The sequence below is a fragment of the Corynebacterium sp. MSK158 genome (genome assembly GCF_030229085.1).
In the GTDB taxonomy this organism is placed as follows: Bacteria; Actinomycetota; Actinomycetes; order Mycobacteriales; family Mycobacteriaceae; genus Corynebacterium.
In genome coordinates this window covers 45,455-60,967 of the sequence record NZ_JASPHJ010000006.1, presented here as the reverse complement: position 1 = coordinate 60,967, position 15,513 = coordinate 45,455, and the positions used below count along the sequence as shown (strand labels likewise).

23 protein-coding genes are annotated in these 15,513 nt (G+C 56.0%); all 23 read left to right on the top strand.

Annotation, left to right across the window (positions count from 1 at the left end; translation table 11 throughout):
* Positions 1-134: 134 nt before the first annotated feature.
* The 23 genes from QP915_RS06325 to QP915_RS06215 all read left to right on the top strand — a co-directional run bounded on the left by QP915_RS06325 (position 135) and on the right by QP915_RS06215 (position 15,498).
* The gene (locus QP915_RS06325; protein ID WP_284768707.1) at positions 135-1,133 is read left to right on the top strand and encodes a DNA adenine methylase; all 999 of its coding nucleotides are present in this window, start codon (positions 135-137) and stop codon (positions 1,131-1,133) included.
* A 15-nt stretch (positions 1,134-1,148) separates the two neighbouring features.
* A complete protein-coding gene (locus QP915_RS06320) occupies positions 1,149-1,571 on the top strand; it encodes a dUTP diphosphatase (RefSeq protein ID WP_284768706.1) in 423 nt (140 codons plus the stop codon).
* On the top strand, positions 1,568-2,206 hold the full coding sequence (locus QP915_RS06315; RefSeq protein WP_284768705.1) for a DNA-methyltransferase: 639 nt from the start codon (positions 1,568-1,570) through the stop codon (positions 2,204-2,206). The genes QP915_RS06320 and QP915_RS06315 overlap by 4 nt, the downstream gene beginning before the upstream one ends.
* Positions 2,207-2,347: a hypothetical protein gene (locus QP915_RS06310; RefSeq protein ID WP_284768704.1), complete on the top strand. Its 141-nt coding sequence runs from the start codon at positions 2,207-2,209 to the stop codon at positions 2,345-2,347.
* The gene (locus tag QP915_RS06305; protein ID WP_284768703.1) at positions 2,337-2,519 is read left to right on the top strand and encodes a hypothetical protein; all 183 of its coding nucleotides are present in this window, start codon (positions 2,337-2,339) and stop codon (positions 2,517-2,519) included. The genes QP915_RS06310 and QP915_RS06305 overlap by 11 nt, the downstream gene beginning before the upstream one ends.
* Before the next feature lie 12 nt (positions 2,520-2,531).
* The gene (locus tag QP915_RS06300; RefSeq protein WP_284768702.1) at positions 2,532-3,377 is read left to right on the top strand and encodes a hypothetical protein; all 846 of its coding nucleotides are present in this window, start codon (positions 2,532-2,534) and stop codon (positions 3,375-3,377) included.
* Positions 3,374-3,778 carry a RusA family crossover junction endodeoxyribonuclease gene (locus QP915_RS06295; protein ID WP_284768701.1) on the top strand — a complete coding sequence of 135 codons (405 nt, stop codon included), beginning with the start codon at positions 3,374-3,376 and terminating at the stop codon, positions 3,776-3,778. The genes QP915_RS06300 and QP915_RS06295 overlap by 4 nt, the downstream gene beginning before the upstream one ends.
* A 132-nt stretch (positions 3,779-3,910) precedes the next feature.
* On the top strand, positions 3,911-4,060 hold the full coding sequence (locus tag QP915_RS06290) for a hypothetical protein (protein WP_284768700.1): 150 nt from the start codon (positions 3,911-3,913) through the stop codon (positions 4,058-4,060).
* Between the two features lie 47 nt (positions 4,061-4,107).
* Positions 4,108-4,287: a hypothetical protein gene (locus tag QP915_RS06285; protein WP_284768699.1), complete on the top strand. Its 180-nt coding sequence runs from the start codon at positions 4,108-4,110 to the stop codon at positions 4,285-4,287.
* The gene (locus tag QP915_RS06280; RefSeq protein WP_284768698.1) at positions 4,280-4,639 is read left to right on the top strand and encodes a hypothetical protein; all 360 of its coding nucleotides are present in this window, start codon (positions 4,280-4,282) and stop codon (positions 4,637-4,639) included. Before QP915_RS06285 ends, QP915_RS06280 begins: the two co-directional genes overlap by 8 nt.
* Positions 4,632-4,928, top strand: coding sequence for a hypothetical protein (locus tag QP915_RS06275; protein ID WP_284768697.1), 297 nt, complete (start codon positions 4,632-4,634; stop codon positions 4,926-4,928). Before QP915_RS06280 ends, QP915_RS06275 begins: the two co-directional genes overlap by 8 nt.
* The gene (nrdF, locus tag QP915_RS06270) at positions 4,925-5,911 is read left to right on the top strand and encodes a class 1b ribonucleoside-diphosphate reductase subunit beta (RefSeq protein WP_284768696.1); all 987 of its coding nucleotides are present in this window, start codon (positions 4,925-4,927) and stop codon (positions 5,909-5,911) included. Before QP915_RS06275 ends, nrdF begins: the two co-directional genes overlap by 4 nt.
* Positions 5,905-6,120: a DUF3310 domain-containing protein gene (locus tag QP915_RS06265; protein ID WP_284768695.1), complete on the top strand. Its 216-nt coding sequence runs from the start codon at positions 5,905-5,907 to the stop codon at positions 6,118-6,120. The genes nrdF and QP915_RS06265 overlap by 7 nt, the downstream gene beginning before the upstream one ends.
* Positions 6,117-6,461, top strand: coding sequence for a hypothetical protein (locus tag QP915_RS06260; protein ID WP_284768694.1), 345 nt, complete (start codon positions 6,117-6,119; stop codon positions 6,459-6,461). Before QP915_RS06265 ends, QP915_RS06260 begins: the two co-directional genes overlap by 4 nt.
* Positions 6,462-6,539: 78 nt before the next feature.
* On the top strand, positions 6,540-7,136 hold the full coding sequence (locus QP915_RS06255; protein ID WP_284768693.1) for a hypothetical protein: 597 nt from the start codon (positions 6,540-6,542) through the stop codon (positions 7,134-7,136).
* A 593-nt stretch (positions 7,137-7,729) separates the two neighbouring features.
* Entirely contained in the window at positions 7,730-8,932 is a 1,203-nt protein-coding gene (locus QP915_RS06250; RefSeq protein ID WP_284768692.1) for an AAA family ATPase, read from the top strand.
* Between the two features lie 159 nt (positions 8,933-9,091).
* Positions 9,092-9,415 carry a P27 family phage terminase small subunit gene (locus QP915_RS06245; protein WP_284768691.1) on the top strand — a complete coding sequence of 108 codons (324 nt, stop codon included), beginning with the start codon at positions 9,092-9,094 and terminating at the stop codon, positions 9,413-9,415.
* Positions 9,416-9,431: 16 nt separating this feature from the next.
* Positions 9,432-10,985, top strand: coding sequence for a terminase large subunit domain-containing protein (locus tag QP915_RS06240; protein ID WP_284768690.1), 1,554 nt, complete (start codon positions 9,432-9,434; stop codon positions 10,983-10,985).
* Between the two features lie 13 nt (positions 10,986-10,998).
* Positions 10,999-12,336 (top strand): phage portal protein family protein, encoded by a 1,338-nt coding sequence (locus QP915_RS06235; protein ID WP_284768689.1) that lies wholly within the window; start codon positions 10,999-11,001, stop codon positions 12,334-12,336.
* A 5-nt stretch (positions 12,337-12,341) separates the two neighbouring features.
* Positions 12,342-13,760 (top strand): head maturation protease, ClpP-related, encoded by a 1,419-nt coding sequence (locus tag QP915_RS06230; RefSeq protein WP_284768688.1) that lies wholly within the window; start codon positions 12,342-12,344, stop codon positions 13,758-13,760.
* Between the two features lie 12 nt (positions 13,761-13,772).
* A complete protein-coding gene (locus QP915_RS06225; protein WP_284768687.1) occupies positions 13,773-14,189 on the top strand; it encodes a hypothetical protein in 417 nt (138 codons plus the stop codon).
* 29 nt (positions 14,190-14,218) lie between these two features.
* The gene (locus tag QP915_RS06220) at positions 14,219-15,166 is read left to right on the top strand and encodes a phage major capsid protein (RefSeq protein ID WP_284768686.1); all 948 of its coding nucleotides are present in this window, start codon (positions 14,219-14,221) and stop codon (positions 15,164-15,166) included.
* Positions 15,166-15,498, top strand: coding sequence for a hypothetical protein (locus tag QP915_RS06215; RefSeq protein WP_284768685.1), 333 nt, complete (start codon positions 15,166-15,168; stop codon positions 15,496-15,498). Before QP915_RS06220 ends, QP915_RS06215 begins: the two co-directional genes overlap by 1 nt.
* Positions 15,499-15,513: the final 15 nt, after the last annotated feature.

The following is a 15,513-nucleotide window of genomic DNA, read 5'->3' as shown; positions in this document are numbered from 1 at the left end:
CCCCAACCACCCCATATACGCACTCATCTGGGCACTGAAACTCATCGCCTAGACCCAACCGCCTAACCCCGCCAGCTAGGACCTCCACAGTCCACCTGGCGGGGTTCTTTTCTTTTATATAAGGAACCCGAAAATTGACAACAGAACCGCTTAAAGCACCATTCCCATACTTTGGCGGGAAACGCCGTGTAGCGCCCAAGGTTTGGCAGATACTAGGAGACGTAGGAAACTACGTCGAACCATTTTGTGGCTCCATGGCGGTACTACTAGCCCGCCCACCACACCACAAAGGCATCACTGAAACAGTAAACGACGCCGACGGTTGGCTCATCAACGCCTGGCGGGCCATCCAGCTCGACCCAGAAACCACCTCACTACACGCAGCCGGCCCCGTTTCCGAGGTTGACTACCACGCACAACTCGCCTGGCTCCAATCCCACCGCGATGAGTACATCTCGTGGCTGGAGGGCGACCCTGAGCACTACGACCCCAAGCTGGCGGGCTGGTGGCTGAGAGTGATCGCAGCCGGCGTTGGGGACCCTTTTGGTCCTGGCCCGTGGCATGTAGTAGACGGGCATCTAGTAAAAAGCCAGCGCGGAGAGTCTGGCGTGAACCGGGGTCTTCCACATCTCGGGACCAGTGGGGCGGGTGTGAACCGACAACTAAACCCCACTCCGGACAGCACCAAACAACAAAAAATCCACCACTACCTCAACACCCTATCCCGCCGCATCGAAAACACCCGCATCACATGCGGAGACTGGCGACGAGTACTCACCAACACCCCACTACACGCAGGCAAACCAACCCATCAGGTCGGCGTATTCCTCGACCCGCCCTACGAGGTATCGGGAAACCTCTACGCCGTAACCAACCACAGCAAAACCACCACTATTTCACAAGAGGTCCGCGCCTGGTGCCGCGACGAGGCCCCAGTAGACCAAGGCATCAAAATCATCCTCTGCGGCTACGAAAACGAACACGACGAGCTGCTCCAGCACGGATGGCACAAAACAGTAGGTGCCCACACCGCAGGCGGCTATGTGAAGGACAAAACCCGCGCCGGGAAAACAGAACAGTTGTGGCTGTCCCCCGCATGTGAAGACCCGGATAAGGCCGGCACGCTTTTCTAAGAAAGGAACCCCAAATTGCTTTATTACTCATTAGATAGGGATGCGTATCAGCCTCGGTTTGCTTATGAGGGGGACGCCGGCATGGACCTCGCCCTATCCCACGACCTGACAGTGCCAGTAGGAGCGCACCGTATGGGCGATACCGGCGTGCATGTAGCTATCCCCGAAGGGCATGTGGGCATGGTGTTTGTGCGCAGCTCCACCGGGATTAAGAATCACCTGGTGCTCAGTAACGGCACCGGCATTATCGACCAGGGTTTTCGCGGCGCAATCAAAATCAGCCTGCATAACACCGGCGACACCAAACAGCACATCCCGGCCGGAGCCTACATCGCCCAGTTGGTCACCATCCCCATCGCCCCCAACGACATCGCCGAAGCCCGCGAACTCCCACCCAGCGAACGCGGAGAAAAAGGAATCGGAAGCAGCAACAAATGAACCCCTACTACCAAGACGACTACATCACCCTCTACCACGCAGACTGCCTACAACACTTGGATGTTCTCGACCAGGCAGATGTGCTAGTTACCGACCCGCCATACGGAAGTGAAGTACTGAGCAATGGGTATGGGAGAACTTTTAAGAAGATTCGCAACGATTCTACAACCGAATATCGGGATAAAATCCTAGAGCAATTTGAGGGAAAGCCAGCACTGGTATTTGGCTCCCCAAGACTCCCAGAACCACCCGGCAACTGGGACCACCGACTCGTTTGGGACAAACGCCAACCTGGATTAGGTGACGGGGCTTGGCGCTATCAGCACGAATCAATTTTTGTCCGTGGGAAAGGCTGGCACAAGGCGAGCAATAAAAACTTCTCGATAATGCAGTTCTCCTACGAAAACAGTCAACAAGAGAAGAAAGCCCACGTGCATGCCAAGCCAGTCCGACTGATGGAATCGCTAATTAGTAGTGCGCCAGAAGGGCTAATCATCGACCCGTTTGCTGGCAGTGGTTCCACGCTACGCGCCGCGAAGAATCTAGGGCGTAAGTGTATTGGATTTGAGATTGAGGAAAAGTACTGCGAAATCATCGCCCAGCGCTGCGCCCAAGAAACACTAGGAATCTTCTAAATGCCCACCCATAAGCAGCGCCAGGACATGCGCGCCTATTTGGAATCCCAAGACTTGTACTGCGCACAACCAGACTTCCTCGACGCACTAATCCAGTTGTTCCAAAGCATAGAGAAAGGAGGAGAAGAAGATGAGCACTGACGAGTTCAACAAGAACCTCATGGCCCAAGCCGCATACCGACTAGAAAAAGCAGCAGCCCTATCCAGAAACGCGGACAACCTCTACAAGATTCGGGAAATCCACAAGCACATTCACCGCGCCCAAACATACCTATGGGTGCTTGAAGATTCCCAAAAACTCAATGACCACTAGGAGGGTTAAGCCATGCCATGGTTCAAAGTAGACGATGGTTTCTACGACCACCCAAAAATAGAGAATCTTCCAATGGCGGCTCGTGGTCTTTGGCTAACCTGTGGTGTCTGGTGCGCAAAACATCTCACCGATGGCGTGATTTCAGCTAAGCGTGTCCGCGCCCTCGGCGGCACCCCGGCGCAGATTAAAGCGCTAATTAAGAACGGGTTGTGGTCTGAATGCAAGGGCGATTCTGGTGCTAAATGCTATGCATTCCATGATTGGTTTGACATGCAACCCTCGCGTGAACAGGTCTACGAAAAACGCGAAATCGAACGACAAAAGAAGCGCAAACAGAGAACTAATCAAACAAGCGATAATGCTACAACCAGCAGGTTTACCGAAATGTCCCCAAGGGACACGGAGGGGGACACCCCAAGGGACGACCCAGGGGACTCCCCAGGCCTGTCCCTCGACCCCGACCCGACCCGACCCGACCCGTCCCAAAAGAGGGTTACTGTAAGCCAGCCAAGTAACGGTGATCTAAGGGCAGGGGAGAAGGCTGGCGCACTTTCCCTCAACGAGCTTGCAGACGCTACGCGCCGCGCTCACCAAGCCGGAATCAGCGACACCGCCATCAAAGCCGGAACCCAAGAATTTGAGCGCCGACCACACCCCAAAGGCCCCGGCCTACTACGCACACTCATCAACGACGCAGCGGAAGCAGAGAGAACAAACCGCCAAGCCGAGGAAGCCACACAAGCCCGCCGCCAAGCTATCGATGCTTGCCCCCTGTGTGACGACAACGGCATGTACTACGCCAACGGCACCGCCCAACGCTGCGACCACAAACCACCAAGAAAGCAACCACCATTTTGAGCAACACCATCACATTCCGCGTAGACGGTATCCCCGCCACCCAAGGCTCAAAGAAACACGTCGGACGAGGCGTCATGGTTGAGATGAACAAGAAACTCCCCGCATGGAGAAAAGCAATCATCAACACCGGACGCACAGTAGCCCCAAAACAGCCCCTAGATTGCCCCGTAAGCGTCGAAACCACCATCTGGGTGCCACGGCCTAAGAAACCCCGATTCAACGTCCCAGCAACCCCAGGAGACCTCGATAAGTACCTAAGAGCAATCGGCGACGGAATCGAACAAGCCGGCATCCTCAAAAACGACGCCCGCATCACCCACTGGACAGCCACCAAACACTACGCCAACAACGACACCCCACCCGGTGCCGACATCACCATCACATGGAAGGAAACCCAATGATCTACCCCTGGCCCTATGACGACACGAACGAACCCAACCCAGACGAGCTAGAAGAACTCGAAGACGACTCCTGGCAAGACCGCGCCTACGACCTCTGGGCAGACAAATAAACACCAACCACAAGGAGCAACAATGACCTTGCGCGAAAAATTCTCACAGTGGTGGGAAGAGCAAGAATTTGACCTCATCGTCCTGGAGACGCTTTCCACACTAGGTTTCGTCGCCGCCATCTTCGCATTCATAGCAATCGGCGTTAACTCACTCGCGGGGTGCGTGCAGTGACTAACAACCCCAACTAGAACCGTCTCAACCAACCACAAGGAGCAACAATGACTGATACACCGCGCCCCATCAACATCACCCAATCCAAAGGAATCTGGCGTGAACACGAAATCGACATAGTTCTCGAAGTCAGCCCAGGAATGACCACCGTACTGAATGTCAGCCGCGAAGAAGCAGCAGCGCTCCGCGACAAGCTCAACCAATACCTAGGAGAAACCAATGACTAACCTCACCACCACCAACCTGAAATGCCTGCTAGAGAAAGCCACCGCAGCCCCGTGGACAGTAGAAGACGACGGTTACGACATCATCATCGGCAACGCCGAAGGACACCGCATGGGGTGGGGAGACCAGGTGCGCTTCAAGTTTGAGGCCGGAGACAAGAAGCACGACCCACAACTCGCGGCCCTCGCCCCGGAACTCGCACAGGAAGTAATCAACCTACGCGACGCGCTCGGATACCTCGTAGAAGAAACACGGCTCGCCGCCGAAAACAGCGACGATGTAGTAGTCCAAAAGCGAGTAGCCGATGCCATAAAAACCACCGTCGCAAAAATCCAAGGAGAAACCAATGAGTAAGCAAAACCAGGCGGCAAAAGCAATCAAATTTGCGGCCGCACGCGGCTACACCCCAGAACAGATCGCCACACTGCTAAACGAATTTAACCTACTCGCACCAGACCTACCCGAGCCGTCCGCTGGTTCAGATGGAGCGCTGCTATGGCACAACGAGACTGTCTGGATAGAAGACGACGAGGTTGCCGTCTACACCGACATACCTGAATCCTTTGGCTGGATGACCCCCAAAGAGGCTCGCACCCTCGCCCACGCTCTACTCGCAGCAGCAAACCACGCGGAGGAAGAATGACACTCACGACCCCGAACCACGCCACCCCGCAGGACACCATCGACGCCATCAACTGGAATACGATTGGCGACCAGGTAGACAAAGACGTGTGGGACAGGCTCACCAGTAACTTCTGGCTTCCAGAAAAGGTGCCCGTATCGAACGACATTCCCACATGGAAACTCATGGACGACGCAGAGCACTGGGCCACCATGCAGGTATTCACAGGCCTAACCATGCTCGACACCATGCAAGGAACCGTAGGCGCACTAAGCCTCATGCCAGACGCTACAACCCCACACGAGGAAGCCGTCTACACCAACATTGCTTTCATGGAATCCGTACACGCCAAGTCCTACTCCAACATCTTTATGACGCTGGCGGACACCTCAACCATCAACAAAGCGTTTAACTGGGGCCGCCAAAACAAACACCTACAGTACAAGGCGCACCGCGTACTGGACTTCTACAAGCGCGGCAACGCCAACATGCGCAAAGCCGCATCCACACTGTTGGAATCCTTCTTGTTCTACAGTGGCTTCTACCTACCACTACGCATGGCGGCACACTCTAAGCTCACCAACACCGCCGACATCATCCGCCTCATCATCAGAGACGAGGCAGTACACGGCTACTACATCGGCTACAAGTACCAACAAGCCGTAAAACACCTACCAGAAGAACAACAGGCAGAACTACAAGGCGAAGTAGTAGACCTCCTCCTAGACCTCATGGACAACGAGGAACACTACACACGCGAACTCTACGACCCCCTCAGCTGGACAGAAGACGTACTCGCATTCCTCCGCTACAACGCCAACAAGGCACTCAACAACCTCGGATACGACGGCATCTACCCGAAAGACATGTGCCAGTTCAACCCCGCCGTTATGACCTCACTCAACCCAGGCGCAGACGAGAACCACGACTTCTTCTCCGGCTCCGGCTCCTCATACGTAATCGGCACCGCCGAGGACACCACCGACGACGACTGGGCATGGTAGCCATGGACGCCATCAACCCAACCCACTACCAAGGCTTCAGCAACGGGGCACAACCCATCGACATTGCCGAACACATCGGCTTCAACCTCGGCAACACCGTCAAGTACTGCGCCCGAGCAGGCCGCAAAGACAACCGCCTACAAGACCTCCACAAAGCCCTCTACTACCTACAAAGGGAAATCCAACGCGAAGAAAGCAAACAACAATGAGTAACCAAGACCAGGCCGCAGAAGTTATCCGCACATGGCAGCAGCGGCACAAAAATGTGATGGATGATAACCCCGACTGGGCAGCGCAAAACCTCGCAAACGACCTACAAGACGCCAACATCATCGCCCCGGACACGCCCCAACCGTTCTTTGAACGAGGAGTCGGCCCCAACTGGGAGATACCCATCAACGACCAGGGCGGCGGTGTAGCCACAGTTCGCTGTCTAATCGGCGAGGTGTTCATCGAACGGCACGGCCACGGGTTCATCACCAACCCCGCCGAAGCCAAACAACTCGCAGCCGCCATACTCGCAGCCGCAAACCACCAGGAGGAAGAATGAGCCCCACTCCCCACGCCCACTAGCCCACACACCACCAGGCCCCGCACACCGCGGGGTCTTTTCGTATAGGAGCACACCGTGACCAACGAGTTTGAACTCCGCGACACCGCCCGCGAACTAAAAGCTCACTACCTTCAACTACACGCCCTCAAACACACCACCCCCAACCCACCCGAGGTCAAGACCCGCAACGTTGTTAAAGGCTTGGGGCCGAAGTCGCCCGGCAACTGGCTATGGGTAAACCGCTACGTAGAGATGGAGCAAAACCTTCGGGAACTCGCCCTCAACGCATTCGGCATCGACGGCATCAACATCCGCCTACACGACGGAGACCTAGCAGCCCCCCGCCTATGCCACCTCATCGCCTACCACGCACAACCACTCACAGAACTCCCATGGGCGGCAGACCTCATGCAGGAGTTAGAAGACCAGGCGAGGACAATTAACCGCTGGGTCAACCCACCGGAAGTGCAAGCACTAGCCAACCAACCAGAACCCCGCCACGGAGCAGAACACATCGCCAAACAACTCCGAGCACGCGGCATCCCCACCACCGCAGACACCATTCGAGGCTGGGCACGACGAGGCCACATCACCCGCACCACCATGCCTAACAGACGAGCAGGCTACCTACTCACTGAAGCCCTCAACCACGCGAAAAAGGAAACGAAATGACACGAGTATCACAACACTCTCACGCAATGAAAAAATGGGAAAACAACCTAATCCGGCAGGGGGCACCACGAGACAACAGCTACGCCCTCATCCTCATGCCGAAACCTTGCACCATCGAAGAAAGCAAAAAGGTTGTAGACCTAATCCGGTACACTTTTCCCGGCGCGTCAATCGACGCGAAAGTCAAACAAGGAAGTGACGAACTGCGATATATCAAAGTCAAAAACGGAGACAGGTACACGCGTCTCCACCCAGGTAAGGTTGCCGTAATCAACCCGTCTAGCAATACATTAATTGAAATGTACCCATCAGACGCTGACACCCTATTCAAGGTCGAAAAACCTTAGATTCAAGGAAGCCAAATAATGGGCAGCTAAAGAATGCACGCGCCCACAAATTGTGTATAATGACCCCAGCGATACTTTTAACCCTCAACACACGTTGGGGGTTTTTGTCGTTTTACTAGCCTTGTAGCCACCTCATCCTGTAACTGTCAATCACGCATTGAAACGTTAGAGCAACCCTGAGCAACACCGAGGCGCAGGCCGCTGGCTCACGACCAGAACAAGGCACAAACAAACCCGGAGGTGACCATGGCTCTCATCATCGTCACCGGGGCACCCGCCGCTGGGAAATCCACATGGGTGCGCACCGTCGCCAAACCAGGTGACATTAGGTTCGACGGAGACCATCTCACCAACACCCTCACCGGCAAGACCGCCGGTAGACACAATCACGATAAACAAGAAAAGAAAATTAGCCATGCTGCTCGTGAGGCTGGCATCCGCGAAGCACTCAAAGCCTCCCGCACCCGCGACGTGTACATCATCCACTCCAACCTCAGTATGCAAACCCTGCGTCCATACCGCGCCTACAGTCCGCGCATCGTCATCATCGACCCAGGCAAAGAAATCACCCTGGAGCGCTGCACCAAAGAACGCCCCTTCTACCGCAAGAAACAAGTAGAAGACTGGTACGCCAACCGGCACAAGTGGCCACGCAACGCTGAGATAATTACTGACTTCAAGCCAGCCGAAGGTACAGAGGAAACTCCCGCCAAGGAGGGTAAGGCCACGCTCCACGTGGTTACCGGCCCGCCCGCTGCTGGCAAGACCACCTACGTCGCCGAGCACGCCAAACCTGGTGATGTTCGTATTGACCTTGACCACCTTGCCAGCACACTCGCAGGCGTTGATGTCGATAATCACGAGCACGAGGCGCACATCCTCACCGTGGCGAAAGCAGCACGGCAAGCAGCCATCGACACTGCCATGAAACAAGAATGCACAGTCTGGCTCATCCACACCAAGCCCACACCCAAGCAGCTAGATGAATACCAAGCCCTGGGCGCGGTCATTAACGAAATTGACCCAGGCAAAGACATTGTAATGAAACGCTGCAAGTCCGAGCGGCCCAAAGGGGCACTGTTCGCTGCTGCTAAGTGGTACGACAACAAACCCAAGGATATGAAGAGCACGCATGAGCGCGGCTATGGCCACCAGCACCAAAAGCAACGACGTAAGCTTATGGCACAGCTTAAAGACGGCACACCATGCCCAGAATGCGGCAAACCAATGTACAAAACCGCGGGGAAGAACTTCGACGGAGCAGCACTCGAAGCCGACCACGGGCCAGGCAGCGCACTCAAATACGCCCAGGACAAACAAGCAACGAAGGCGACACGCCTGCTGCACCGCACCTGCAACCGCTCCGGCGGCGCGTGGGACCGGCCGCACACCACCCACACGGGGGTAAAACTTGACAAACCTGAAGGCAGCGGATTCATCTGGGCGTGAAAAAATAAAACAATGGGTGCCGCCAACAATCTTAGGAGGGTACGTCCCCTGACTCCCCCTTCCCGGCCATCGAGTCAGCCCGTCTCTCTCCCCGTTCAGATTCGTGATTTTTGGGGCCTGTATGGCCCTCTGACGGCCTTTTAGGAGGTGGCCTAACCTATGACCCTTGACGAGTTAGAGGCGGGCTTAGCGGACGGTAGAGAGTTAAACGAGTTTGATGCCCGTGCGGTCGCGATTGTGGCGCAGTTGATTGGTCGTGTTCGTGAAGCTCGCGCAATTATTGCCGATGAGGGGCCTGTTGCGGCTAAGGAATCAGGGGAGCCTATTGAGCATCCGGCTGTGAAGGTTGAGCGTATGGCCTCGGCGGAGATTCGTGGCTGGATTAAGGAGCGCCCGGACTTGTTTGGTCAGCGTTCGCATGCTTCGAAGGAGGATTCTGGCGCTAAGGGTGACAAGTTCGGCGGTTTCAAGCTGGTGAAGTAGATGTTGGAGGTGTCTGATGGGTAAGCCTGATTGGTTGATTGGGTGTCAGACGCCGACTCACCAGAACGTTCCTGCTGGTGACCGTGAGTTTGCTGATAAGGCTTGCGAGTTTGTCCGCTGGGCTGGTCTTGACTTGTATCCGTGGCAGGAGGACCTGTTGCGGGACACCTTACTTCAGAACGAAGAAGGAATGTGGTCGTCGCGTGAAGTGGTTACTGCACTAGCTCGCCAGAACGGTAAGGGAACTTACCTTGTTGCGCTGGAGTTGGTGGCTATTTACCTGTGTGGTGCGGAGCGTATCATGCACTCGGCTCACTTCTTGGATACCGCCATGGATGCTAGGGATCGCCTGTGGGATGTTATTGAGGCTAACCCTGCTCTTATGGAGTGGTGGGAGGATGAGTATCCGGGGGAGTTCCCGAAGCCGGTGCTTGGTAATGGCAAGGATGCTATTAAGTTCCCGAATAAGGCGAAGATTTATTACCGCACTCGCACTAAGAAAACCGGTCGTGGTTTGTCGTTTGACTGGTTGATTTTTGATGAGTGTTTTGACCTCCCTAATGAGGTTTATGCGGCGATGAATAACACGACGAAGGCGCGGCCTAATGCACAGAAGGTGTTTATTTCGTCGCCGGTGAACATTCGTGAGCATTTCCATGGCGCGATTTTCTCTGCGAAGCGTTGGGCGGCGTTGGACGGTGCAGACGGCATGCTTTTTAAGGAGTGGTGTCGTGAGTTGGATGATGACCCGTTCGATGAGGCGACGTGGATTAAGGCTAATCCGTCGTTGGTGAATGAGCCGCGGCCTGGTGTGCAGTTGGATGAGGTTCGTTCTGAGGCTGCGTCGGCTCGAGGCTCGGAGGCACTTCTGGAGCCTTTCCTGGTGGAGACACTGGGGCAGGGTGAGTGGGTGCCTCGAGATGGTGACGTGGTTGATGATTTTGTCCCTGTCATTGATTTTGAGGCGTGGTCTGCGAAGTCTGCGTTGATGCCGTCTGCGCTGGGCGAGTCGTGTTTGGCTGTGGATGTAACGCCTGATGGTGAGTCTGTTGGGATGGTGTCTGCGGCGCAGTGGGGTGACAAGGTTTATTTGTCTTTGGCCCCGTATGAGGAGTTTGACCGTGCTCTGGTTGTGGAGAAGGTTGCTTCGACTGTGGAGTTGAATGACCCGTCCGCGGTGGTATTAGACCCGTCTGGGCAGTGCTCCACACTGGTTGAGCCTTTGCGCGGTATTGGCGTGGCACCGGAAACGCTAAGCGGTGCGCAGGTGTCGAAGGCGTATGAGTTGTTTCTTCGCATGTGGGCGGAGAAGCGTATTGCGCATGATGGTTCGCAGCGTTGGCTGGATGCGCTTGGGGTTGCTGAGGAGCGTTCTAAGAATGGGCGTTATCGCAGTCTTGACCGTTATTCCGGTGATGTGACCGTGCTGGTTGCCGCATCTTTGGCGGTGTGGGGGTTGCAAGAATTCGGCGTTGGGGATGTCGAGGTTGATGTTAAGCGGACTCGGCGTCACGTGAGTGCGGCGCGTGGTGTTAAGCGTGGGCGTCGTGTTGCTGAGATGAGTTTCTAAGGAGGTGGCCGGCATGTCTGGTTTGAATGTTCGTGAGGTTGGCCATGCGCGGGCCACCCGTAATTATGCTTTGGCTGAGGATAATTGGGAGCTTCAGTTCCCGCACTCGGCTCGTGTGTTTGCGAAGATGGGGCGTGAGGATGCGCAGGTTACGTCGGTGCTTCGTGCGGTGACGTTGCCGATTCGTCGTGCTACGTGGTTTGTGGACCCGAATGGCGCTCCCGATGAGATTGTCGCCGCGGTGTGCGAGGACCTGCGTCTGCGTGCTAAGGGTGAGGACCCTAATAAGCCGTTCGCGCCTCGTACTGGCCGGGTGTCGTGGGAGAAGCACCTGGAGCAGGCCCTGAAGGCTTTGCAGTTTGGGCACATGTTCTTTGAGCAGGTGTATGAGCCTGGCTTGGATGGGCGTGAGCATTTGGTGAAGCTGGCCCCTAGGTGGCCGGGCACGATTGACCAAATCAATGTGGATGATGATGGTGGTTTGGCGTCGATTCGGCAGACCCCGCTGGCTTCGCGTTCCCGCGTAGATGATGCACGCACTATTCCTGTTGACAGGCTTGTGGCTTACGTCTTTGACGATGAAGGTTCGCAGTGGACTGGTAAGTCCGTACTGCGGGCGGCGTATAAGCATTGGAAGTTGCGGGATTCGCTGTTGCGTCTGGAGGTAAACACCTTGGACCGTAATGGTATGGGTGTGCCTGTTTATACGGGTTCGGATGTGGCTGCTGACCCGGATAAGGACCTTGAGGATGGTCAGTCCATTGTTGAGGGTTTTCGTTCTGGTGTGCATTCTGGCGCGTCGATTCCAACGGGTGCGAAGCTGCAGTTGTTGGGCACGTCGGGGCAGCTTGTTAGTCCTCGTGAGGCGATTAATTACCACGATTCGATGATTGCTAAGAGCGTGTTGGCACACTTCTTGAACCTTGAGGGTAAGGGTGGCTCGTATGCTCTTGCTGAAACCCAATCGGACCTGTTTATCCAGTCCCTACAAACCACAGCGGAATGGTTAGCAGACATTGCCACCCAGCACGTGGTGGAGGACCTAGTTCGTGTGGCATTCCCAGAACACACTGGCCTGGTGCCGAGGGTGACGTTCGACCCGATTGCTTCCAAGAAGGAAATCAGCGCCGCGGACCTTGCCGGGCTGAAGAATGCCGGCCTGATTCTAGGCGACAAGGACCTGGAGGAGGACCTGCGCCGCCGGTACACGCTGCCACCAAAGCAGAAGCTGACCGACGCGCTGGAGTCCAAGAAGCAGCGTCAACGCCTTGAGGAAGAAATGGGTGTCACGCTGAGTGCTCAGGATGAGATACCTACTGACGTTAAACCCGTTGAAGAACCTAGGGAGTGAATCCGTTGAACGAGATTCTTTTGTATGGGCCGATTGGTCCGGATTTTTGGGAGCCTGAGAACGCTATTACGGCGAAGTCGGTGATGTCGCAACTCTCCGAAATCTCCGGTGATGTCACGGTGCGTATTTCGTCCGGTGGTGGTGACGTCTACGAAGGCATCGACATTATGACGGCTTTAAAGAACCATGACGGCAAGGTCACTGTGATTGTGGAATCACTGGCGGCGTCTGCCGCGTCGTTCATTGCGGTTGGTGGTGCTGACCGTGTCTTGATGCGCCCGTCTTCGGAGATGATGGTGCATCGTGCGTGGAGCCTTGTTGAGGGCAACGCGGATGATGCGCGTAAGGCGTTGGGGGACTTGGAACGCCAGGACAACAAACTCGCTGCGATTTATGCCGGTAAGGCTGGTGGTGAGATTCAGGACTGGCTAGACGCGATGAGTGCGGAAACCTGGTACACCGCCGAGGAGGCGGTAGCTGCTGGCCTGGCAGATGGAGTCATTACGGAGAAGTCCGAGGCTCCGACGCCGTCTGCGTCGTTAGCGAAGCGGCGTTTCAAGTTTGCTAACCGGGCTGCGGCTCCGCCGCCGCCTGTCACCCGGTCGGAATCGGGGGACAATTCAACTAAGCCCAGTGATGGGCAGGAAGGAGATGCGATGAGCATCAAGAATCTAGCCCAGGAATTGGGCGTTGAGCCGGATGTGCTTCGTGAGAAGCTGTCCGGCTTTTTTAATGAGGAGGTCACTGTGACTGCCACCGTTGACCTGACCTACCCGGAGAACAACACTGTTGTCCCAACTGGTGAAGTTCAGGTCGCTCCGAATGAGGACGTGCCCGCTGGTGTCACGTTCGAGCTGGCCGGCACTCCGGACGGTTGGACTGGTGAGATTGCCGAGGACACTGGCGTACTCAAGGTGACCGCGCCGACCAATGTTGAACCAGACACTGAGGTTCAGTTCACTGTTGCTGTCAACGGTGGTTCTGGCGAGCCGGTAGAGCTGACCGTACCTGTCACGGTGAAGGCCGCGGCTAACACCGAGGAAGAAACCACCCAGGAGACCGCCCCGGAAACTTCCGCACCAGCGGAGGACACCATCACCCTGGACGCTGAAACCTACGCTGAGCTGAAGGCCGCGGCACAGCACGGCTGGAAAGCCATGGAACAGCAAAAGGAAGCAAGCCTCGTCGCTGAGGTGGACGGCTGGATTAAGGAAGGCCGCATCTCCGCCGCACGCCGCACTAAGGCCATCGCGGCAATGAAGCGCGACCCTGAAGCCGCTCGCGACATCTACGGCTCCAACCCTGCCGGCACCATCCCGCGTGCGGAGATTGGCTACGGCAAGGACGCGGAGCCAGATGAGGGGAAGACCGTCCGAGATAAGGCCGACAAGGTTGGCTTCCTGACCCGCAAGAACTTTCACTAAGGAGAAGAAGTAATGTCGAATCCGACTTTCCGTTCCGGCCCGATTAGCTACAAGGCCGAAGAAGATGTCACTAAGTTCCGCCTCGTGCAGGTAGGCGAGAATGGCGTTAAGCACGCTGCGGCTGCTGGCCCCGTATTTGGTGCCGTAACCGAGAATGCCACTGCCCCTAAGGATAAGCAGGCGGAAAACACCCTAGCGCTGGGCGCGCCGGGCATCGTCGCCGTTCACATCGGCCCGGCTACCGTGCCGCTCGAGGTTGATGGTGACGCCGCTGAGATTAAGCAGGGCACCCCTGTTTATGCCGCCGCTGATGGCAAGGTATCCACCTCTGGTTCCCTGCTCGTTGGTGTTGCCGCCCGTAATGGTGACGGCAAGACCGTGCGCGCCACCCTCGTGACCCCTGTTGTTGCTCCGGCATCTGCGGGCTAACCCAACTTTTCTGAAAAGGAGAAATAAGAATGAGTGAGCTTATTACTAGCGCCTATGATGGCCCGAAGCTGACCGTGTCCGAGATGATGGAGGACCCGACCTTCATCCCTCAGCGTGTTGTAGATGGCCTGCAGGGCCAGTTCCTGGAGGACCTGTTCTTCCGCCAGGCTGAGGCTAATAAGGGCGTTGTGGCTTTCCGTGAGGCCGCTGCTGAGTATCTTGCAGACGATGCTGAGGAAATCGCCGAGTTTGGTGAGATTCCTGTTTCCGCCCCGGAGCTTGGCCCGCTGCGCGCTGCCTACGGCATTAAGTCCGGTGAGGCTATCCGCATTTCCTACGAGATGCGCAACGAGAACAAGGTTGACCAGGTTAACCGCCATATTCAGGCTCTGGAAAAGACCGTCATCCGCCATGGCATTAACGCTGTGCTGGGTGTGTTTGAGTCCGCTAAGGTGCCTGAACTGCAGGCGTCCGCACCGTGGACCGGTGGCGACCCCGTCAAGGATGTTTTCGACGCTGTGGAGCTGGTCCAGTCCGCCCATGAGGGTGATGACCTGAACCGCCAGTTCGACTATGAGCCGAACACCATCCTGCTGCACCCGGCTTCTTACACGAAGCTGATTCGTAATGAGCAGATGCAGAAGTACTACATTGGTGCCGCTGCTCTGGATAATCCAATCTTCTTGAACCAGAATGGTGATTCCATCTTTGGTGGCCTGCGTGACACTGAGCTGTTCGGCACTCTGCGTGTGGCTACTTCCCGTCTGATTGAGCCGGGTAATGCCTACGTGTTCGAGGCTCAGGGTGTGGGCTTCAAGTCCGACACCATGCCGCTGACCGCAACCCCGCTGTACTCTGAGGGTGGTCAGTCTGAGCTTGGTGGACCTACCATGTCCTGGCGCTCTGACCTGGTGCGTAAGCGTGCTATTGCGGTGGATAATCCGAAGGCTGTCGTTAAGCTGACCGGTATCGCCTAATGGTTAAGGTCACGTTAGCGAAGCATTGGAGTCCGGAGGATAAGTTGTATTCTCCGGGCGCTGTCGTTGAGGTGGATGATGAAACGGCTCGGTGGTTGGACAGCTGCGGTGCTGTTTCTCATGCGCCTGATAAGGCTGAAAAGAAGCCAGCTAAACGTAAACCAGTAGAGAAGCCCGCTGTAGAGGACAAGCCCGCGGGCAAACCCGCTAAGGGTGATGTTTCTCGCCCAGCTAAGGCCGCATCTCTTGATGAGTGGCGGAAATATGCTGAGGCGCAGGGCATCGTGACTAAGGGCTTGTCGAAGAAAGATATTATCGCCGCTACTCAGTAGCAGTTAGGGAGGTTA